The sequence below is a fragment of the Aminobacter sp. Piv2-1 genome, from assembly GCF_037625995.1.
Lineage (GTDB): Bacteria > Pseudomonadota > Alphaproteobacteria > Rhizobiales > Rhizobiaceae > Aminobacter.
Map to the genome: position 1 here is coordinate 49999 of NZ_JARKMU010000016.1, position 18955 is coordinate 68953.

Annotated in this window: 19 protein-coding genes; 13 read left to right on the forward strand and 6 right to left on the reverse strand. The window is 65.5% G+C overall.

Annotated elements, in window-relative coordinates:
- Positions 1-174: 174 nt before the first annotated feature.
- The 6 genes from lexA to AmiPiv_RS23430 all read right to left on the reverse strand — a co-directional run bounded on the left by lexA (position 175) and on the right by AmiPiv_RS23430 (position 6406).
- Complete coding sequence (lexA, locus tag AmiPiv_RS23405) at positions 175-891, reverse strand: transcriptional repressor LexA (protein ID WP_340041400.1); 717 nt, start codon at positions 889-891, stop codon at positions 175-177.
- A 105-nt stretch (positions 892-996) separates the two neighbouring features.
- Complete coding sequence (locus AmiPiv_RS23410; protein ID WP_340041402.1) at positions 997-2202, reverse strand: molybdopterin molybdotransferase MoeA; 1206 nt, start codon at positions 2200-2202, stop codon at positions 997-999.
- Entirely contained in the window at positions 2203-2682 is a 480-nt protein-coding gene (gene moaC / locus AmiPiv_RS23415) for a cyclic pyranopterin monophosphate synthase MoaC (RefSeq protein ID WP_340041404.1), read from the reverse strand. It abuts the gene before it with no gap.
- 1 nt (position 2683) lies between these two features.
- The gene (trpC, locus tag AmiPiv_RS23420) at positions 2684-3496 is read right to left on the reverse strand and encodes an indole-3-glycerol phosphate synthase TrpC (protein WP_340041406.1); all 813 of its coding nucleotides are present in this window, start codon (positions 3494-3496) and stop codon (positions 2684-2686) included.
- A 4-nt stretch (positions 3497-3500) separates the two neighbouring features.
- A complete protein-coding gene (gene trpD / locus AmiPiv_RS23425; protein WP_340041408.1) occupies positions 3501-4511 on the reverse strand; it encodes an anthranilate phosphoribosyltransferase in 1011 nt (336 codons plus the stop codon).
- Positions 4508-6406, reverse strand: a complete 1899-nt coding sequence (locus AmiPiv_RS23430; protein ID WP_340041410.1) for a peptidyl-prolyl cis-trans isomerase — start codon at positions 6404-6406, stop codon at positions 4508-4510. The genes trpD and AmiPiv_RS23430 overlap by 4 nt, the downstream gene beginning before the upstream one ends.
- Positions 6407-6549: 143 nt before the next feature.
- Here AmiPiv_RS23430 and tpiA point away from each other — a divergent pair, with 143 nt between their 5' ends.
- The 13 genes from tpiA to AmiPiv_RS23495 all read left to right on the forward strand — a co-directional run bounded on the left by tpiA (position 6550) and on the right by AmiPiv_RS23495 (position 18944).
- A complete protein-coding gene (tpiA, locus tag AmiPiv_RS23435; protein WP_340041412.1) occupies positions 6550-7314 on the forward strand; it encodes a triose-phosphate isomerase in 765 nt (254 codons plus the stop codon).
- A gap of 156 nt (positions 7315-7470) precedes the next feature.
- Positions 7471-7926 (forward strand): preprotein translocase subunit SecG, encoded by a 456-nt coding sequence (gene secG / locus AmiPiv_RS23440; protein ID WP_340041415.1) that lies wholly within the window; start codon positions 7471-7473, stop codon positions 7924-7926.
- A 258-nt stretch (positions 7927-8184) separates the two neighbouring features.
- The gene (locus tag AmiPiv_RS23445) at positions 8185-9246 is read left to right on the forward strand and encodes a L,D-transpeptidase (protein WP_340041417.1); all 1062 of its coding nucleotides are present in this window, start codon (positions 8185-8187) and stop codon (positions 9244-9246) included.
- 172 nt (positions 9247-9418) lie between these two features.
- Entirely contained in the window at positions 9419-11056 is a 1638-nt protein-coding gene (locus tag AmiPiv_RS23450) for a CTP synthase (protein WP_340041419.1), read from the forward strand.
- A 61-nt stretch (positions 11057-11117) separates the two neighbouring features.
- Positions 11118-11660, forward strand: a complete 543-nt coding sequence (locus AmiPiv_RS23455) for a DUF1697 domain-containing protein (RefSeq protein ID WP_340041421.1) — start codon at positions 11118-11120, stop codon at positions 11658-11660.
- Positions 11661-11714: 54 nt separating this feature from the next.
- Entirely contained in the window at positions 11715-12572 is an 858-nt protein-coding gene (locus tag AmiPiv_RS23460) for a VOC family protein (protein WP_340041423.1), read from the forward strand.
- Positions 12569-13402 (forward strand): 3-deoxy-8-phosphooctulonate synthase, encoded by an 834-nt coding sequence (kdsA, locus tag AmiPiv_RS23465; RefSeq protein WP_340041425.1) that lies wholly within the window; start codon positions 12569-12571, stop codon positions 13400-13402. The genes AmiPiv_RS23460 and kdsA overlap by 4 nt, the downstream gene beginning before the upstream one ends.
- 107 nt (positions 13403-13509) lie before the next feature.
- Positions 13510-13713: a dodecin family protein gene (locus AmiPiv_RS23470; RefSeq protein ID WP_340041427.1), complete on the forward strand. Its 204-nt coding sequence runs from the start codon at positions 13510-13512 to the stop codon at positions 13711-13713.
- Between the two features lie 95 nt (positions 13714-13808).
- Positions 13809-14174 carry a PRC-barrel domain-containing protein gene (locus AmiPiv_RS23475; RefSeq protein WP_340041429.1) on the forward strand — a complete coding sequence of 122 codons (366 nt, stop codon included), beginning with the start codon at positions 13809-13811 and terminating at the stop codon, positions 14172-14174.
- Between the two features lie 418 nt (positions 14175-14592).
- Positions 14593-15867 carry a phosphopyruvate hydratase gene (gene eno, locus AmiPiv_RS23480; RefSeq protein WP_340041431.1) on the forward strand — a complete coding sequence of 425 codons (1275 nt, stop codon included), beginning with the start codon at positions 14593-14595 and terminating at the stop codon, positions 15865-15867.
- Positions 15868-16003: 136 nt separating this feature from the next.
- Positions 16004-16330, forward strand: coding sequence for an FtsB family cell division protein (locus AmiPiv_RS23485; RefSeq protein WP_340041433.1), 327 nt, complete (start codon positions 16004-16006; stop codon positions 16328-16330).
- Positions 16331-16507: 177 nt separating this feature from the next.
- The gene (pdhA, locus tag AmiPiv_RS23490) at positions 16508-17545 is read left to right on the forward strand and encodes a pyruvate dehydrogenase (acetyl-transferring) E1 component subunit alpha (protein WP_340041435.1); all 1038 of its coding nucleotides are present in this window, start codon (positions 16508-16510) and stop codon (positions 17543-17545) included.
- A 13-nt stretch (positions 17546-17558) separates the two neighbouring features.
- Positions 17559-18944, forward strand: coding sequence for a pyruvate dehydrogenase complex E1 component subunit beta (locus AmiPiv_RS23495; protein WP_340041437.1), 1386 nt, complete (start codon positions 17559-17561; stop codon positions 18942-18944).
- Positions 18945-18955 lie beyond the last annotated feature (11 nt).

Sequence of the window (18955 nt, forward strand, 5' to 3'; positions counted from 1 at the left end):
CCGGACGCGCTGCACCCTGACCGGATGCTCTGCCCCCTGAGAGGCGATCGCTCCTAACCAGCGCTGGGCGAGTTGAGGGCGTTTCCGCCTTCCCTCGCATCGCGAAAGCGCTCTATCTCCTCGCTTTCACGCAATCCCGGGCGGAAAATCGCTTCGCGCTTTTCCTGAATTGCCCTAGTAGCGCCGGATCAGCCCGACCAGCTTGCCCTGTACCTTGACCCGGTCGGGGCCGAAGATGCGGGTTTCATAGGCGGGATTGGCGGCCTCGAGCGCGATCGATGCGCCCTTGCGGCGGAAGCGCTTGAGCGTCGCCTCCTCGTCGTCCACCAGGGCGACGACGATCTCGCCCGGATTGGCGCTATTGGCATTGCGGATGATGACAGTGTCGCCGTCGAAGATGCCGGCCTCGATCATCGAATCGCCCTTGACCTCGAGCGCATAGTGCTCGCCGCCCGAAATCATGTCCGGCGGCACCGAGATCGAATGCGTCCTGTGCTGGATGGCGTCGATCGGCACGCCGGCGGCGATGCGTCCCATCACCGGGATGGCGACCGCCGCACCTGCGTCGTCGTCATTGCCGGCCGAGAGCGCGCGCGACGGCTCGGGCTTGCGCCCAAGGCTGCCTTCGATGACACTCGGCGAGAACTTCCTGGCGGCGTTGAGGCCCGGAGCGATCGAGTCTGGCAGACGGATGACTTCCAGCGCGCGTGCCCTGTTGGGCAGACGCCGGATGAAGCCGCGCTCCTCGAGCGCGGTGATCAGGCGATGGATGCCCGACTTGGAAGCGAGGTCCAGCGCCTCCTTCATCTCGTCGAAGGACGGGGGGATGCCCGCCTCCTTCAGCCGCTCATGGATGAACAGCAGAAGCTCGTGTTGTTTGCGCGTCAGCATCGCTGCCCCCAAGGGAATCGAAAGAAAAACAAACCCGGAACAAACACTATATGTTCCAGTTGTGTTCCGCAACCGATTAAATTTTGGTGAAGGTGCCGAGGGCGGTCAGCGCAGCATGAGCACCCGGCAGCCAGTGCCAGATTCGGCAGCTGGTGCGAAGGGCTCGCGGATGATGACGCAATTGGCTTCGGCCAGGGTTCGCAGCATCGACGAGTCCTGGACCCCGAAGGGCATGGCGACCAGGCCGGCGTCGGTCTCGCTCACCATGCCGCGCACATAGTCCTGGCGCAGGTCGTTTGCCTTCATGGGCGCACCGAGCACGGCCTCGCGGATGTCGGGTGCGTAGACCCGTCCGGCAAGCTTTGCCAGGAGCGGCTTCAGGAAGAGGTGCGAGCAGATGAGGCTCGCCACCGGATTGCCGGGAAGGCCGACGCAGCGAGTCTCGCCGAGCCGTCCGAACATCAGCGGCTTGCCCGGGCGCATGGCGATCTTCCAGAAGTCGAGCTTCATGCCGAGGTCGGTCAGCACGCCGTGCACCAGGTCGTGGTCGCCGACCGAGGCGCCGCCGAGGGTGACGATCACGTCGGCTGCGGCGTCGAGCGCCTCCCGGACGAGTGCGGAGATCGATTCGGTCTTGTCGGGCGCTATGCCGAGATCGAGGACGCGGGCGCCGACCGAGCGGGCAATGGCCGCCACGCCGTAGGCATTGGAAGAGATGATCTGGTCGGGGCCGGGCGTGCTTCCCGGCGGCAGCAATTCGTCGCCGGTGGCGATGATCGCGACCAGCGGCGCGCGTTGCACGTCGAGCGTCGGATGGTTGGCGGCGGCCGCGAGCGACAGCGCTGCCGGGTCGATCAGGCGCCCGGCATCGAGGATGAGATCGCCTTCGTTGAAGTCGAGGCCCTTGGTACGGATGTTGCGGCCGGGCGCGGTCGGCTCGAACACCTCGACCTCGCCGTTGCCGAGATCGCGCACGTTTTCCTGGATGACCACCGTGTCCGCTCCGGCCGGCACAGGCGCGCCGGTGAAGATGCGCACGGCCTGGCCGCGCGCGATCTTTCCGGCGAACTGCCGCCCGGCAGCCGCCTCGCCGATCAGCGCAAGCCGGGCGGGCAGGTCGGCGATGTCCTGCGCGATCACCGCATAGCCGTCCATCGCCGAGGCATCGAAGGGCGGCTGGGTGCGCAGGGCGTGGAGCGGCGCGCCAAGGACACGTCCGAAAGCTTCGTCGAGGCCGACGCGTTCCGTGCCCGCCGTGGCCGCGCCTTCGAGCAGCCGTTCAAGCGCGTCGGCGACCGGCAGCAGCGCCATCTAGTCGACAGCCCTGTAGTCGCCCGACTTGCCGCCGGTCTTCTCGACCAGGCGGATGCCGGAGATCACCATGCCGCGGTCGGCGGCCTTGGCCATGTCGTAGATGGTCAGGCAGGCGACGGAGGCAGCGGTCAGCGCCTCCATCTCGACGCCGGTCTTGCCGGTGACGCGCGCCAGCGCGGTCACCCTGAGGCCGGGCAGCGATTCGTCCGGCTCGATCTCGACCGACACCTTGGTCAAGAGGATCGGATGGCAGAGGGGTACCAGCTCGTGCGTGCGCTTGGCGGCCATGATGCCGGCGATGCGCGCCGTGCCCAGAACGTCGCCCTTCTTGGCGTTGCCGGACAGGATCAGCGCCAGCGTCTCGGGGCGCATCGTCACGGTGCCCTCGGCGATCGCGGTGCGGGTCGTCTCGGCCTTGTCGCCGACGTCGACCATGTTGGCCTCGCCGGTGGCGCCGATGTGGGTGAGGGCGGCCATGTCAGGCGCTCGCCGCGACCGGGCTGCCTTCGAGCAGCGCCCGCGTGGCCGCGGCCACGTCGGCCTGGCGCATCAGGCTCTCGCCGACGAGGAAGCTGCCGATGCCCGATTTTTCAAGCCTCAGGCAATCCTGGTGGGTGAAGATACCGCTCTCGCCGACGAGCAGGCGGTCCGCCGGGACCATCGGCGCCAGGCGCTCGGACGTCTCCAGGCTCACCTCGAAGCTGCGCAGGTTGCGGTTGTTGATGCCGAGCAGGCGCGAGGCGAGCTTCATGGCCCGCTCCGTCTCGGCTTCGTCGTGGACCTCGATCAGCGCGTCCATGCCGAGCTCGAAGGCCGTGTCCTCGAGCCGCCTGGCGTCGTCGTCCGTCAGGCTCGCCATGATGATGAGGATGGCGTCCGCACCCCAGGCGCGGGCTTCATGCACCTGGTAGGGCTCGAACATGAAGTCCTTGCGCAAGGCGGGCAGGGTGCACGCGTCGCGGGCGGCGGTCAGGAACTCCGGCGCGCCCTGGAACGACGGCGTGTCCGTCAGCACCGAAAGGCAGGCCGCCCCGCCTTCGGCATAGGCGCGGGCGAGCGCCGGCGGATCGAAATCGGCGCGGATCAGGCCTTTCGACGGGCTCGCCTTCTTGATCTCGGCGATCAGCCCGAAGCGGCCTTGGCTGCGCTGTGCTTCGAGCGCTGCGAGGAACCCCCTGGGCGGGGCCACGTCGTGCGCCCGTGCCTTCAGGTCCGCAAGCGGCGTGAGCGCCTTGGCGGCGGCGATCTCGTCGCGCTTGTAGGCCTCGATCTTGCGCAGGATGTCTGCCATGCCGCTACCCGTTCGACACCGCAACGAGGCGCTCGAGGACGGCGCGCGCGCGTCCACTGTCGATCGCATCGGCGGCAAGCTTGATGCCGTCGCCGATCTCGGCAACCTTGCCTGCGACCACGAGGCCCGCGCCGGCGTTCATCAGCACGGTGTCACGATAAGCGCCCGGGGTGCCCTCGAGCACGGCGCGCAGGGCAGCCGCATTGTAGGCCGAATCGCCGCCGCGCAAAGCTTCGCGGCTGTGGCGCGCGAGGCCGACCCCTTCGGGTGTAAGCGTGAAATTGCTGATCTTGCCGCCCGACAGAGCTGAAACCTTCGTCTCGCCGGTGGTCGTGATCTCGTCGTAGCCGTCGCCGTGCACGACCCAGGCGCACTCGGCGCCGAGTTCCTTCAATGTCTCCGCGACGGGCTCGACCCATTCGGGCGAGAACACGCCGAACAGCTGCCGGTTGACGCCGGCCGGGTTGGAAAGAGGACCGAGCAGGTTGAAGATCGTGCGGGTGCCGAGTTCGACGCGCGTCGCGCCCACATGCTTCATGGCAGGGTGATGCGCCGGCGCGAACATGAAGCCGATGCCGGCCTGATGGATGCAACGACTAATTGCGTCGGGGGCCAGCTCGATATTGACGCCGAGCGCGGTCAGCACGTCGGCGGCGCCCGTCAGCGACGACAGGCCACGATTGCCGTGCTTGGCGACCGGCACGCCGGCGCCGGCAATGACGAAGGCCGAGGCAGTCGAGATGTTGACGCTGTGCGAGCCGTCGCCGCCCGTGCCGACGATATCGACGGCATTGGCCGGCGCCTCGACGCGCAGCATCTTGTCGCGCATCGTGGCGAGCGCGCCCGATATCTCGCTTACGGTTTCGCCACGCACGCGCAGCGCCATCAGGAAGCCGCCGATCTGGCCGGGTGTCGCTTCGCCCGACATGATGATGTCGAAGGCTTCGCGGGCTTCCTCGAAGGTCAGCGGCGTTCCCGTCGCAACCTTGGCGATGTATGGCTTCAGCGTGCTCATGGCGTTCCCACCGCAAGCGCGCGGGTGATCGCGTTCTGGTCGACGGTGACCGCATATTCGCGCTGCAGCTGCGCCACGAGCTGGTCGAGCAGGTCGTCCGACATCTCCGAGGCGAAGGTCTTCTGCACGTCCTCCGGCACCGAGGCGGCGTCGGCGCCGGCCGGCTCGAACACTTCGGCCACCTTGAACAGGATCTGGGCGTCGCCGGTCGGCGAGGGGATCACGCCGGTTCCGCCCTGGCCCATCGCGAACATGGCGGCCGCGCCGTCGCGGCCGAAGTCGGCGTCGTCGGTGTCGCGCTTGAGGCCGCGCTTGGTCTGCTTCTCGAGCTTGAGTTCGGCGGCGATGACGTCGAGCGCGGTGCCGTCCTTGAGCCGCTTCTCCAGTTCGCCCGCTTTTTCGTTGAGGCGTTTTTTCGCCTCGGCCGCGGTCCAGTCGGCCACGACCTTTTCGCGAACCTCGTCGAGCGTGCGGTCGCGCGCCGGAGTGATACCTTCCACCTCGTAGAAGACAAAGCCGTTGGTGCCGATGTTGAGCGGCTGGTTCTCGATGCCGGCCTCGGCCTCGAAGGCAGCCTCGATCAGGTTGCGCGAGTCGGGCAGGGTGTTGACCACGCTGCCGTCGGGCTGCTGCCCGGCGCGGTCGATGGCGTCGACGGTGACGACCTTCAGCTTCAGCTTCTCGGCCGCCGCCTGCAGCGACTCGCCGCCCGCGCGCGCATCCTCATAGGAGTCGTGTACGTCGAGCAGGATGCGGTTGGCTTCCGCCAGCGCCAGGTCCTTGCGGATCTGGTCCTTCACCTCGTCGAACGCCTTCGTCGCCGCGGGCGTGACCTCGCTGACGCGCACGATCACCGGGCCGAAATTGCCCTGGACGACGTCGCTGACCTGGTTGGCCTGCATGGCGAAGGCGGCGTCGGCAACGGCCTTGTCGCCGACCTTGTCCTTCGTCACGTTGCCGAGAAGCACGTCGTGCGAGGTCTTGCCCTGGTCGGCTACGATCTTGTCGAAGCTCGCGCCACCCTTGATCGCGTCGGACGCCGCCTTGGCGGCTTCGGCGTTCGGGAACACCAGCTGTTCGATCTTGCGCGTCTCGGGCGTCGTGAACTGGGTCTTGTTCTGGTCGTAATCTTTGCGGATCTGATCGTCCGTCACCGAACCGAGGTCGACGATGTCCTCCGGCTCCAGCTTTGCATATTTCAGCTTGCGATACTCGGGTGCGGCATAGGTCTTCTTGTTTTCCTCGAACCATGCCTTGAGCACGTCGTCGGCGGGTGCTGCGATCGGCTCGACCAGCGACTTGGGCAACGCCAGATAGTCGATCGTGCGGTCTTCGCCACGGTAGAGCGCCACCGCGCGCAGCAGCGTGTCGGGCGCCTTCAGGCCGTCGGAAACCGCTTCCACGATCTGCTGGCGCACGGCCACCTGGGCGCGGTTCTTGAGGTAGTCCTCGGGACGCATGCCGATCTGCCTGAGGATGAAGTCGAAGGCCTGGCGGTTGAACTGGCCGTCCGGGCCCTGGAAGGCCGGATCCTGCCAGGTCAGCTGCGCCAGGCTGTCCTTGGAAAGGCCGAGGCCCAGCTTGCGGGCCTGTTCGTCCAGCACCGCGCCGGCCACCAGCTGGGCGAGGACCTGGTTGTCGATGCCGAAAGCCCGTGCCTGGTCGCGGGTCAGCCGCTGGCCGAACTGCTGCGAAAGCACGCTGATCTGGCGATCGTAGGCGAGGCGGTACTCGACGCCGGAAACGCTGGTCTTGCCGGCGGTGACGATCTTGTCGCTGCCGAAGCCACCGCGGAGAGAGCCGGAAATACCCCAGATCGCGAAGCTCACCACGAGCAACAGCAGCAAAAGTTTTGCTACCCAGGTTCCGGCAGCATTTCTAAGCGTGTCGAGCATTTTCCGTTCCGGTCTTCGGGCGTCTGCGACGCTTGATATGAACGAAGCGCAATAGCGCCCTTCAGCGCCAGTGTCGATTGCTTTGTGGCTTGTTTTTGGTAGTGAGGGGGCCCGAACGAAGATCGTTTCCGAAGGAAGAGCACATGACGCCAGGAATTCGCCCACTCGTCGCCGGTAACTGGAAGATGAACGGGACGAGCGCATCTCTCAACGAGTTGCGAGGCATCGCCAACGGCTTCATGGGTGGTCTCGACGCCGATACGGAAGCGCTGATCTGCGTGCCGGCGACGCTTTTGTCGCGGGCCGCCGAAATTCTTCACCGCACCCCGGTCAAGGCCGGCGGCCAGGATTGCCACGCCAAGGAAAGCGGCGCGCATACCGGCGACATCTCGGCGGAGATGCTGAAGGACGCGGGCGCGAGCCACGTCATCGTCGGGCATTCCGAGCGCCGGACCGACCATGGCGAAAGCGACGCTGTCGTTCTGACCAAGGCCGAGGCTGCCTGGCGGGCGGGGCTGGTCGCCGTCATATGCATCGGCGAGACGCGCGAGGAGCGCGAGGCCGGGGCGACGCTTTCGGTGCTGTCCAGGCAGGTCGCCGGCTCGGTCCCCACCACGGCGACGCCGGCCAATTCGGTGATCGCCTATGAGCCGGTCTGGGCGATCGGCACGGGGCTCACGCCTACCGCCGAGGACGTGGCCCAGGCGCATGCCCATATCCGCGCCCGCCTGACGGAGCTCCTGGGAGCGCCGGCTGCCAAGATGCGCATTCTCTATGGCGGGTCGGTCAAGCCGTCCAATGCCGCCGAGTTGCTGGCTGTTGCCAATGTCGATGGCGCGCTCGTCGGCGGGGCCAGCCTCAAGGCGGCCGATTTCCTCGGCATCGCCGAGGCCTACCGCAAGCTCTGAATTTCAGGCGGCGGCGGTTGCAATGCCGGGGTGTCGCCCCATATTCGGGCGGCGGGCTTGGAAAAGCCGTGAAAGCATTGTAATGAGCCGCCTCCGGAATGCCTGGCGCGAGTGCGTGCCGGCGAAATCCCGCCAGGAAAGATCCCAGGACGCCCAATGGAAACCATCCTCATCGTCATCCACCTGATGATCGTGCTCGCGCTCGTCGGCGTGGTGCTCCTGCAGCGTTCGGAGGGCGGTGGCCTCGGCATCGGCGGCGGTTCGGGCTTCATGACCGCGCGTGGCGCCGCCAACGCGCTGACGCGCGCGACCGCGATCCTGGCCACGCTCTTCTTCGTCACTTCACTGACGCTGTCGATCATCGCCCGCTATGGCGAGAAGCCCATCGACATCCTGGACCGGGCTCCGGCCACCCAGGGCGGCAGCACGACCGGCGGCAAGGGCGTTCTCGATCAGCTCGGCGGCTCAGCCCCGGCGGCGGGTACGACGGCTCCTGCCACGACGACCGAGCCTGCGGCTCCGGCGACAGCGCCTGCGGCGTCCGGGACCACCGAGCAGCCTGCGTCCGGCACCGCGCCCGCGCCTGCCACGCCCCAGGTTCCGAACCAGTAATCAACCGGCAACGCCGCAACCTGTTGTTGTTTGAACACAGTTGCGGCAAATGCTGCAAAATCTTCGAATTTCCCTTGTGTAGCCGGAGCGGTCTCCCTTGAGACGGCTCCGGCTATTCGATTATAGCTGAACCGCGGCGAATGGACGGGGCCTTGGGGGCACCGCGCGTTGCCGCGCATTTCTTTTCGCGCTGAACGTTCGGGATTCTTCGCCATGCAGCTCCGCCGCATCCTTTTAGCAGGTCTATGCGCCACCCTCATGGGTTCGGCCGCCATCGCCGCCACGCCGGCCGGCACGGTTGCGCCGCCGCAGCCACAGGTTGCGGGCGACGTCGTGGCAATCGCGGCGAAGAGCGACGCGTCGGAATTGAAGGCGCTCACGAAAAAGAAGAAGCCCACGGACGCCGATCTGGCGCGCATCCGCGAGCTGGAAGCCAAGATCAAGGCCGACAAGGAAACGGCCCGGCTGAAGATGCTCGAGGCCAAGAAGATGGCCATGCGCGAAGCCGCCAAGCAGAAGGCAGAGCAGGCGCGCGAGCTCGCCCGCCTGAAGAAGGCGGAGAAGGCCAGCGGGCAGGTCGCCTCGGCTGCTCCGGCCGCCGCGCCCACGCCCAAGCGCGATCTGAAGCCGCTGGACGTCTCGCAGCCGGTTGCGCCGCTCGCGCCCGACGCCATGGAAGTCGTATCGGCCGGCAACAGCGGCGAGCTGCGCAGTGAAAGCGCTGCGGCGCCGAAGCAGACCGGCCTGTTTGCCGGGCTGTTCGGCGGTGCCGTGCAGCAGCCTTCGATGCTGCCGCAGACTCGCGCACTGGACTCGGTGCTCGCCGAGCGCGACAAGAACAAGAAGTTCAAGGTGAAGTCCGATTTCGAGCCGCAGGAAGTGGCGTTCTCGGGCTACGAGCGCGGCCAGATCGTGGTCGATACCGGCGCGCGCTACCTCTACCTGGTCGAGTCGTCCTCGACCGCCCGCCGCTATGCCATCGCGGTCGGCCGCGAAGGTCTCGAGTTCAAGGGCAAGGCTACCGTCGGCGACAAGCAGGAGTGGCCGCGCTGGATCCCGACCAAGGAGATGCAGGAGCGCGAGCCCAAGAAATACGGCCAGTACAAGGACGGCATGAACGGCGGACCCGACAATCCGCTCGGCGCACGCGCCATCTACCTTTACCAGGGCAAGAAGGATACCCATATCCGTATCCATGGCACCAACCAGCCTCAGACGATCGGCACCAACGCCTCGAACGGTTGCTTCCGCATGGTCAATGACCATGTCATGGACCTCTACAACCGCGTGAAGATGGGCACCGAAGTCATCGTCATGTAGGCCGTTTCCGGAGCGACTTTCGCAGTCCTCCTGAAGCGACGAGAGCGGGCCGGCGGTCACGCCGGCCTTTTTGTTTGCGTTCCTTCCGGGTCGCAGCACCGAACAGCCAGATAGGGAAAAGTCCGACGCGGCGGATTTTTCTCTGGCGGAATCGATTTGGCCGCGTTAAGCGATGACTCCCATGGCGCGATATGTTTTCATCACCGGCGGCGTGGTTTCTTCCCTTGGAAAAGGCATTGCCGCAGCGGCTCTCGGAGCCCTTCTGCAGGCACGCGGCTATCGCGTGCGCATCCGCAAGCTCGATCCGTATCTGAACGTCGACCCCGGTACGATGTCGCCTTACCAGCACGGTGAGGTGTTCGTGACGGATGACGGGGCGGAGACCGACCTCGATCTCGGACACTATGAGCGGTTCACCGGACGTTCGGCGAACCAGAGCGACAACATCACCACCGGCCGCATCTACAAGAACATCATCGAACGCGAGCGGCGCGGCGACTATCTCGGCGCGACCGTGCAGGTCATTCCGCACGTCACCGACGAGATCAAGAACTTCATCCTCGACGGCAACGACGAGTACGACTTCGTGCTCTGCGAGATCGGCGGCACGGTGGGCGACATCGAGGCGATGCCGTTCCTCGAAGCCATCCGCCAGCTCGGCAACGACCTGCCGCGCAACAACGCGGTCTATGTCCACCTCACGCTCATGCCCTACATTCCGACCGCGGGCGAACTCAAGACCAAGCCGACGCAGCATTCGGTCAAGGAACTGCGCTCGATCGGCATTGCCCCCGACATCCTTCTGGTGCGCGCCGACCGCGACATTCCCAAGGAAGAACGCCGCAAGCTGTCGCTGTTCTGCAACGTGCGCGAATCCGCCGTCATCCAGGCGCTCGACGTCGGTCACATCTACGACGTGCCGCTCGCCTACCACAAGGAAGGCCTGGATTCGGAAGTGCTCGCCGCCTTCGGCATCGACCCGGCGCCCAAGCCGCGCCTCGATGCCTGGCAGAACGTGTCGCAGCGCATCCACAACCCCGAGGGTGAGGTCACTATCGCCGTCGTCGGCAAGTACACGGGCCTCAAGGACGCCTACAAATCGCTGATCGAGGCGCTGTCGCATGGCGGGCTCGCCAACAACGTCAAGGTCAAGCTCGACTGGATCGAAAGCGAGATCTTCGAAAAGGAAGACCCCGCACCGTTCCTGGAAAAGGTCCACGGCATCCTGGTGCCGGGCGGCTTCGGCGAGCGTGGTTCGGAAGGCAAGATCCTGGCGGCCAAGTTCGCCCGCGAGCGCAAGGTGCCTTATTTCGGCATCTGCTTCGGCATGCAGATGGCTTGCATCGAGGCGGCGCGCTCGCTCGCCGGTATCGAAAATGCCTCGTCGACCGAATTCGGCCCGACCAAGGAACCGGTCGTCGGCCTGATGACCGAATGGCTCAAGGGCAACATGCTCGAGAAGCGCAAGGTTACCGGCGACCTCGGCGGCACGATGCGACTCGGCGCCTATGACGCCAAGCTGGCGGCAGGCTCGAAGATCGCCGAGGTCTACGGCGACACCGACATTTCCGAGCGCCATCGCCACCGCTACGAAGTCAACATCGACTACAAGGATCGCCTCGAAGAGTGTGGCCTGGTCTTCGCCGGCATGTCGCCGGACGGCGTGCTGCCCGAGACGGTCGAATATCCCGACCATCCCTGGTTCATCGGCGTCCAGTACCATCCGGAGCTGAAGAGCCGGCCGCTGGAGCCGCATCCGCTGTTTGCGAGCTTCATCGAGGCGGCCGTCGAGCAGAGCCGGCTTGTCTGATTTTGATGCGTGCCGACGGAACCTCGCCGGCGCGCAATTTCCTTCCGGGGCAGCGCGGCGCATGACCACCTACGTCGCGCTTCTCTACAGCATCGTCCTCGGCCCCGGCCGCCGCCTCGTCATGTCCGACCTGCGCGCCATGGCGGCCGCCCTCGGCCTCGCCAATCCGCGCACGCTGGTTGCGACCGGAAATCTCGTCTTCGAGGCAAATGGCAGCTCGGTTGCCGAGCTGGAGCGGTCGCTCGAAGCGGCCTTCGCGCAAAAATTCGGCAAGCATGTCGACATCATCGTGCGCGACGCCGAGGCATGGCTGAAGCTCGTCGCCGCCAATCCGTTTCCAGAGGAATCCGGGCGCGATCCCGACCAGGTGGCGGTGCGCGTCATGCGCGAGCCGGTGACACCTGAAGTCATCGAGCGGCTTCGACCCTATGTCTCTGCCGACGAGAAACTCGCCGCCGTCAACGGCGACATCTGGCTTTATTTCTCGCGCAATGCCGGCTCGTCGAGGCTGCTGGGGGCACTCACGCCCAGGCGCGCGGGCGGCATCGGCACGTCGCGCAACTGGAACACGGTGCGCCGCCTCGGTGAGATGGTCGCCGGGTGAGGGCGCGGCCCACAACCTTGCGCGAGCTGACGATTTGAGGCACAGCGCTGGCCGATGACCAATAACGTCCAAGCCGGGCCACGCGCCCTCGACCATGTGGTCCTGCCGACCGCCGACCTTGCGGTCGCGCGCGCACGCCTGTCTTCGCTCGGCTTCACCGTGGCGCCGGTGGGCGTCCACCCCTTCGGCACGGTCAACGCCTGCGTCTACCTCGCCGACGGCACCTTCCTGGAACCGCTGGCCGTGGGCGATGCCGCGGCCGCCGACAGGGCCGTTTCGGAAAGCAACGTCTTCGTGGCGCGCGACCGTTCGTTCCGCGCCGCTCGTGGCGACGAAGGTTTTTCCGCCGTCGTCTTCGCTTCCGATGACGCCGACGCCGATCATCGCGAATTTGTCGAGGCAGGCGTCTCGGCCGGCCCGCGTCTCGATTTCTCGCGGCCTTTCGTCGATGCCACGGGGCGCGCCGACGTCGCTTCCTTCCGGCTCGCCTTCGCGGCCGAGCCGGCGGGCGATGCGTTCTTCTTTGCCTGCGAGCGCGCCAATGCACCCAGGGTTGACCGCAGCGCCCTGCAAATCCATGCAAACGGTGTCCGTCGGGTCGTCGCCATCGAAGCGGACGCGGGCGACACCGCGGCGGCCTCAGCCTTCCTGTCGACGCTGGCGCGCAGCAAGGCGGAGCCAGCGACCGACGGCGTCGAGGTCCCGCTTGCCAATGCCGGTTTCGTGCTCCGCGCCGCTACCGGCGGCGACAATATCCGCCTCGGCGGCATCGTCTTTGCCGTCGGCGATCTGGCTGCGGCGACTGCGCTTCTTGCAGGGCGCGGCATCGAGCACGATCTAAGCGGCCATCGGCTGGTGATTCCGCCGGCGCCCGGGCAGGGTACAGCCTTCATCTTCGAGGAACAGAAATGACCAAGCCGAATGCAAACGTCACGGTCGGCAAGACCCTCTTCGCCAACGATGCGCCGCTGTCGCTGATCGCCGGACCGTGCCAGTTCGAATCGCGCCAGCACGCCTTCGATATGGCCGGCAGGCTCAAGGAACTCACCCAGAAGCTCGGCATCGGCTTCGTCTACAAGTCGAGTTTCGACAAGGCCAACCGCAGCTCGCTGTCGAGCACGCGCGGCGCCGGCCTCGATGCGGCCCTGCCGGTCTTTGCCGACCTGCGCAAGGAACTCGGCGTCACCGTCATCACCGACGTCCACACCGAAGAGCAGTGCGCCATCGTCGCCGAAGTGGTCGACGTGCTGCAGATCCCGGCCTTCCTCAGCCGCCAGACCGACCTGCTGGTCGCTGCAGCCAGGACCGGCAAGGTGGTCAACGTCAAGAAGGGCCAGTTCCTGGCGCCCTGGGACATGAAGAACGTGGTCGCCAAGGTCACCGGCTCGGGCAACCCGAACGTGCTGGTGACCGAGCGCGGCGCCTCCTTCGGCTACAACACGCTGGTCTCCGACATGCGCGCGCTGTCGATCATGGCCGACATCGGCGCGCCGGTGATCTTCGATGCCACCCATTCGGTGCAGCAGCCGGGCGGGCAGGGCGCCACTTCGGGCGGCGAGCGCCGTTTCGTCGAGACGCTGGCGCGTGCCGCGGTCGCGGTCGGCGTGGCCGGCGTCTTCATCGAGACGCATGAGGACCCCGACAACTCGACCTCGTCGGACGGGCCCAACATGGTGCCGTTCAAGGACATGCCGGCGCTGCTCGAACGGCTGATGGCCTTCGACCGCATCTCCAAGGGATGAGGCGCCGCCCCGGATTCGGGGCGTCCCGCCTGCAACTCCAGCTTGAGCCCGGCGTTTGCCGAGGGTAGGCTTTCCTCGTGACTGAGCATTTCAGCAGGAGGAGTTCCATGTCTGTTGCCCGCGTTACGGAAATCACCGCATCGTCGACCAAGAGCTTTCAGGATGCGATCGAGCAGGGCATCGCCCGCGCCTCGATGACGCTGAAAAATGTCGAGGGCGCCTGGATCCAGGATCAGAAGGTCGTCGTCGAGAACGGCAAGATCGTCGCCTACCGGGTCAACATGAAGGTGACCTTCATCCTCACGGACTGACGCAGCCGCGCCCGCGTCTGCGGCCGAAAATCACTGGAACCTGTCCGTCGGGGCATCGTTAACCCTGCATTCCGTAACCAAACAGGAGCAGGACCATGACGACTGTCACCGGCCATACCGAAGCGATTCCCGCATCGCGGGTCATTGGCACCAGTGTCTACAACGCGGCCGGCGAATCCATCGGCAGCATCGAGGACGTCATACTGGAGAAGACGTCCAACGACATCATGTTCGCCGTCGTGGGCTTCGGTGGCTTCCTCGGCATCGGCGAGAAATTTCATGCCGTTCCGTGGTCCACGCTGGACTACGACACGAGGCTCGGCGGCTATGTGGTGCCGTTCTCGACCGACCAGCTGAAGGCTGCGCCGGCCTATTCCGTCAAGGAACTGACCGAAGACGACGGTCGGGCGGCGCGAGACGCCTCGTTCGCCCACTACCAGGTCGAGCCCTACTGGCATTGATGGGGTCGGCCTTGCCGGAAAGAGAAAAGCCCCGCGCTTGCGGGGCTTTTCGATTGAGCGCGGCGTTTACTTGGAACTCGGAATAATCCGGATCTGCGACGAGCCCTGAGGGGGCGGCTGGCTGTCGCAGGAAGTAAGGAACGCCGCGGCGATGAAGAACAAACTCAGGATACCACTCAACTGGCTCATGGCGAAACTCCCTCTGTTTCGCCCCGCGCGCCGCCAATTTACCCGAAAGTGTTGGCCGATGCCTGCCTGTTGAGATGAAATATGATGACAGGCCATCGCCGAAAGTGAATCCGCGCCTGACGCTGCGTGATATTTCGGCCGGCGCGATTGCCTTTTCCTCTGCTTTGGCTAAGACGGGCGCGGAAATCCAACCGCTCCATCTAGTCGCACAGATCCCGGGGATGCCTTTATGACTGCAATCATCGAAATCGTAGGTCGCGAGATTCTCGACAGCCGCGGCAATCCCACCGTCGAGGTGGACGTCGTTCTCGAAGACGGCTCGATGGGCCGCGCCGCGGTGCCCTCGGGCGCATCCACCGGCGCCCATGAGGCGATGGAACTGCGCGACGGCGGCCCCCGCTACCTCGGCAAGGGCGTCGAGCGCGCCGTCGAGGCCGTCAACGGCGAGCTGTTCGAGGCGATCGGCGGCATGGAAGCCGAGAATCAGATCCACATCGACCAGACCATGATCGAGCTGGACGGCACCCCCAACAAGAGCCGCCTCGGCGCCAACGCCATCCTCGGCGTGTCGCTCGCCGTCGCCAAGGCCGCGGCCGAGTCGTCGGGCCTGCCGCTCTATCGTTATGTCGGCGGCCCCAACGCCCGCGTCCTGCCGGTGCCGATGATGAACATCATCAACGGCGGGGCCCATGCCGACAATCCGATCGACTTCCAGGAATTCATGATCATGCCGATCGGCGCGCCCAGCCTGCGCGACGCGGTGCGCTGGGGCTCCGAGATTTTCCACACCCTGAAGAAGGGGCTGAAGGAAGCCGGTCACAACACCAATGTCGGCGACGAGGGCGGTTTTGCGCCGAACCTCAAGAGCGCCCAGGCCGCGCTCGACTTCGTCATGGCCTCGATCGAGAAGGCTGGCTTCAAGCCGGGCGAGGACGTGGCGCTGGCGCTCGACTGCGCCGCCACCGAGTTCTTCAAGGACGGCGCCTACGTCTATGAAGGCGAGAAGAAGACGCGCGACCCCAAGGCCCAGGCCAAATACCTGGCCAAGCTCGCCGCCGACTACCCGATCATCTCGATCGAGGACGGCATGTCCGAGGACGACTGGGAAGGCTGGAAGTATCTGACCGAGCTCTGCGGCGACAAGGTGCAGCTGGTCGGCGACGACCTGTTCGTCACCAATTCGGCCCGCCTGCGCGACGGCATCAAGATGGGCGTCGCCAACTCGATCCTGGTCAAGGTCAACCAGATCGGCTCGCTGACCGAGACGCTCGACGCCGTCGAGACCGCGCACAAGGCCCGCTACACCGCCGTCATGTCGCACCGCTCGGGCGAGACCGAGGACTCGACCATCGCCGATCTCGCGGTCGCCACCAACTGCGGCCAGATCAAGACCGGCTCGCTGGCCCGCTCGGACCGCACCGCCAAGTACAACCAGCTCATCCGCATCGAGGAAGAGCTCGGCCCGCAGGCGCGCTTTGCCGGAAGGTCGATCCTTCGGGGCTGAACTGGCTGAAATCGAAACCGGAAGAGGCGGGGCGCTTGCCCCGCCTTTTTTGTTGCGCGCGCGCTTCCGCGTCCCCCGGCTCGTAACCGTCCATTAAGCACAATGGAGCGACAAGAGCACAGAAGAGGGGACGGCCATGTGGACACGCCATCACAAGCAGAGGAATACGGGTCGCCTGATCGTCCCGGCGCTTGCGGCGGTCTTCCTCTCCTATTTCGGCTTCCACGCCTATAACGGCGAATTCGGCATCTATTCGAAGTACCGCTACCAGGCCCGCGCCGTCGAGCTGCAGGCGCGGCTCGACACGGTCAAGGCGCAGCGGACGGAGATCGAGCGCCGGGTGCAGATGCTCTATGACGGCAGCCTCGAGAAGGACATGCTTGACGAACAGGCGCGCAGGACGCTCAATGTGTCAGGTGCCGACGAGCTGACGATCATGCGTCCGCTTTCGCGCGCGAATTAACTCGAAGTCAGTTAATCGCCAAGAAATCCAGCAATTCTAGGCCCTTAACCGCATGCCTGCTATGCATTTTTCCGCATGGCGCAAGGGCATCCTCCGTGCTAGCGTCAACTACATGGAGAGGAGGGCAATGCATGATCTCCTCCAATGTCCGTAAAGAGACGATCAAGGGAGTGATGCATGGCTACAGCCGCGAAACGTGCGCCCGCCAAAGCCAAATCAGATTCTAAATCGGGTCCAGTAGCACCCAAACCAACCGAATTCACCAAAGAGCAGGAACTCTCCGCCTACCGCGAGATGCTGCTCATCCGCCGCTTCGAGGAAAAGGCCGGCCAGCTTTACGGCATGGGCTTCATCGGCGGCTTCTGCCACCTCTATATCGGGCAGGAAGCGGTCGTCACCGGCCTGCAGATGTCGCTGATCGAAGGCGACCAGATGATCACCGCCTATCGCGACCACGGCCACATGATCGCCATGGGCCTGTCCGCGCGCGGCGTGATGGCGGAACTCACCGGGCGCAGGGGCGGCTTGTCGAAAGGCAAGGGCGGCTCCATGCACATGTTCTCCAAGGAAAAGCACTTCTATGGCGGCCACGGCATCGTCGGCGCTCAGGTGTCGCTCGGTACGGGCCTCGCCTTCGCCAACCGCTACCGCGAGAACCCGAATGTTTCCGTGACCTATTTCGGCGATGGCGCGGCCAACCAGGGCCAGGTCTACGAAAGCTTCAACATGGCCTCGCTGTGGAAGCTGCCGGTGATCTACGTCATCGAGAACAACCGCTACGCCATGGGCACCGCGGTTTCGCGCGCCTCCGCCGAGACCGATTTCTCGCAGCGCGGCGTCTCCTTCAAGATCCCCGGCATCCAGGTCGACGGCATGGACGTGCGTGCGGTCAAGGCCGCCGGCGACATGGCGACCGAATGGTGCCGCTCGGGCAACGGCCCGATCATCCTGGAGATGCAGACCTACCGCTATCGCGGCCATTCCATGTCCGACCCGGCCAAGTACCGCTCGAAGGATGAAGTGCAGAAGATGCGCTCCGAGCATGACCCGATCGAGCAGGTCAAGGCGCGCGTGCTCGCCAAGAAGTGGGCGAGCGAGGACGACCTCAAGGCCATCGACAAGGATGTCCGCGACATCGTGGCCGACGCTGCAGATTTCGCCCAGACCGATCCCGAGCCGGATGTTGCCGAGCTCTGGACCGACATCGTGATCTAAGGGAGGGCGAAAGATGCCGATCGAAATTCTCATGCCTGCGCTCTCGCCGACGATGGAAGAGGGCAATCTGTCCAAGTGGATGAAGAAGGAAGGCGACAAGATCGTCGCCGGCGACGTCATCGCCGAGATCGAGACCGACAAGGCGACGATGGAAGTCGAGGCCGTCGATGAAGGCACGCTTGGCAAGATCCTGATCGGTGCCGGCACCGAGGGCGTCAAGGTCAACACGCCGATCGCCGTGCTGCTGCAGGACGGCGAAAGCTCGGCCGACATCGGCAAGGCAGCCGCTCCGGCGAAAGCCGAGGCGCCTGCCGCCGCGGCTGCGCCCGCGCCCGCCAAGAGCGAGGCTGCCGCACCTGTCGCTGCCGCGCCGAAGACCGAGGTCGCCGCCGATCCCGACATTCCGGCCGGCACCGAGATGGTGTCGATGACGGTGCGCGAGGCGCTCCGCGACGCCATGGCCGAAGAGATGCGCCGCGACGCCGACGTCTTCATCATGGGCGAGGAGGTTGCCGAGTACCAGGGCGCCTACAAGATCACGCAAGGCCTGCTGCAGGAATTCGGCCCGCGCCGCGTGGTCGACACCCCGATCACCGAGCACGGCTTCGCCGGCGTCGGCGTCGGTGCTGCGATGGCCGGCCTCAAGCCGATCGTCGAGTTCATGACCTTCAACTTCGCCATGCAGGCGATCGACCAGATCGTCAACTCGGCGGCGAAGACGCTGTACATGTCGGGCGGCCAGATGGGTGCGCCGATCGTGTTCCGCGGCCCGAACGGCGCTGCGGCCCGCGTCGCGGCCCAGCACTCGCAGTGCTACGCCGCCTGGTACGGCCACATCCCCGGCCTCAAGGTCGTCATGCCCTACACGGCGGCCGACGCCAAGGGCCTGCTCAAGGCCGCCATCCGCGATCCGAACCCGGTCATCTTCCTCGAGAACGAAATCCTCTACGGCCAGCATTTCGACGTGCCGAAGCTCGACAATTTCGTCCTGCCGATCGGCAAGGCGCGCATCCACAAGCAGGGCAAGGACGTCACCATCGTCTCCTTCGGCATCGGTATGACCTATGCGGTCAAGGCCGAGGCCGAGCTCGCTGCCATGGGCATCGACGCCGAGGTCATCGATCTCCGGACCATCCGTCCGCTCGATCTCGACACCATCGTCGCCTCGGTCAAGAAGACCAACAGGCTGGTGGTCGTGGAAGAAGGCTTCCCGCAGTCCTCGGTCGGCGACTTCATCGCCAACCAGGTGTCGCAGCGCGCCTTCGACCATCTCGATGCGCCGGTCATCACCATCGCCGGCAAGGATGTGCCGATGCCCTACGCCGCCAATCTCGAAAAGCTGGCTCTGCCCAATGTGGCCGAGGTGGTCGAGGCGGTCAAAGCCGTCACTTATCGCTGAGACGGGCGGGA

What these genes read in the sequence shown, in the direction of transcription:
- lexA (WP_340041400.1), bottom strand. Translation starts at nt 891, where the DNA reads ATGCTGACGCGCAAACAACACGAGCTTCTGCTGTTCATCCATGAGCGG.
- AmiPiv_RS23410 (WP_340041402.1), bottom strand. Translation starts at nt 2,202, where the DNA reads ATGGCGCTGCTGCCGGTCGCCGACGCGCTTGAACGGCTGCTCGAAGGC.
- moaC (WP_340041404.1), bottom strand. Translation starts at nt 2,682, where the DNA reads ATGGCCGCCCTCACCCACATCGGCGCCACCGGCGAGGCCAACATGGTC.
- trpC (WP_340041406.1), bottom strand. Translation starts at nt 3,496, where the DNA reads ATGGCAGACATCCTGCGCAAGATCGAGGCCTACAAGCGCGACGAGATC.
- trpD (WP_340041408.1), bottom strand. Translation starts at nt 4,511, where the DNA reads ATGAGCACGCTGAAGCCATACATCGCCAAGGTTGCGACGGGAACGCCG.
- AmiPiv_RS23430 (WP_340041410.1), bottom strand. Translation starts at nt 6,406, where the DNA reads ATGCTCGACACGCTTAGAAATGCTGCCGGAACCTGGGTAGCAAAACTT.
- tpiA (WP_340041412.1), top strand. Translation starts at nt 6,550, where the DNA reads ATGACGCCAGGAATTCGCCCACTCGTCGCCGGTAACTGGAAGATGAAC.
- secG (WP_340041415.1), top strand. Translation starts at nt 7,471, where the DNA reads ATGGAAACCATCCTCATCGTCATCCACCTGATGATCGTGCTCGCGCTC.
- AmiPiv_RS23445 (WP_340041417.1), top strand. Translation starts at nt 8,185, where the DNA reads ATGGGTTCGGCCGCCATCGCCGCCACGCCGGCCGGCACGGTTGCGCCG.
- AmiPiv_RS23450 (WP_340041419.1), top strand. Translation starts at nt 9,419, where the DNA reads ATGACTCCCATGGCGCGATATGTTTTCATCACCGGCGGCGTGGTTTCT.
- AmiPiv_RS23455 (WP_340041421.1), top strand. Translation starts at nt 11,118, where the DNA reads ATGACCACCTACGTCGCGCTTCTCTACAGCATCGTCCTCGGCCCCGGC.
- AmiPiv_RS23460 (WP_340041423.1), top strand. Translation starts at nt 11,715, where the DNA reads ATGACCAATAACGTCCAAGCCGGGCCACGCGCCCTCGACCATGTGGTC.
- kdsA (WP_340041425.1), top strand. Translation starts at nt 12,569, where the DNA reads ATGACCAAGCCGAATGCAAACGTCACGGTCGGCAAGACCCTCTTCGCC.
- AmiPiv_RS23470 (WP_340041427.1), top strand. Translation starts at nt 13,510, where the DNA reads ATGTCTGTTGCCCGCGTTACGGAAATCACCGCATCGTCGACCAAGAGC.
- AmiPiv_RS23475 (WP_340041429.1), top strand. Translation starts at nt 13,809, where the DNA reads ATGACGACTGTCACCGGCCATACCGAAGCGATTCCCGCATCGCGGGTC.
- eno (WP_340041431.1), top strand. Translation starts at nt 14,593, where the DNA reads ATGACTGCAATCATCGAAATCGTAGGTCGCGAGATTCTCGACAGCCGC.
- AmiPiv_RS23485 (WP_340041433.1), top strand. Translation starts at nt 16,004, where the DNA reads ATGTGGACACGCCATCACAAGCAGAGGAATACGGGTCGCCTGATCGTC.
- pdhA (WP_340041435.1), top strand. Translation starts at nt 16,508, where the DNA reads ATGGCTACAGCCGCGAAACGTGCGCCCGCCAAAGCCAAATCAGATTCT.
- AmiPiv_RS23495 (WP_340041437.1), top strand. Translation starts at nt 17,559, where the DNA reads ATGCCGATCGAAATTCTCATGCCTGCGCTCTCGCCGACGATGGAAGAG.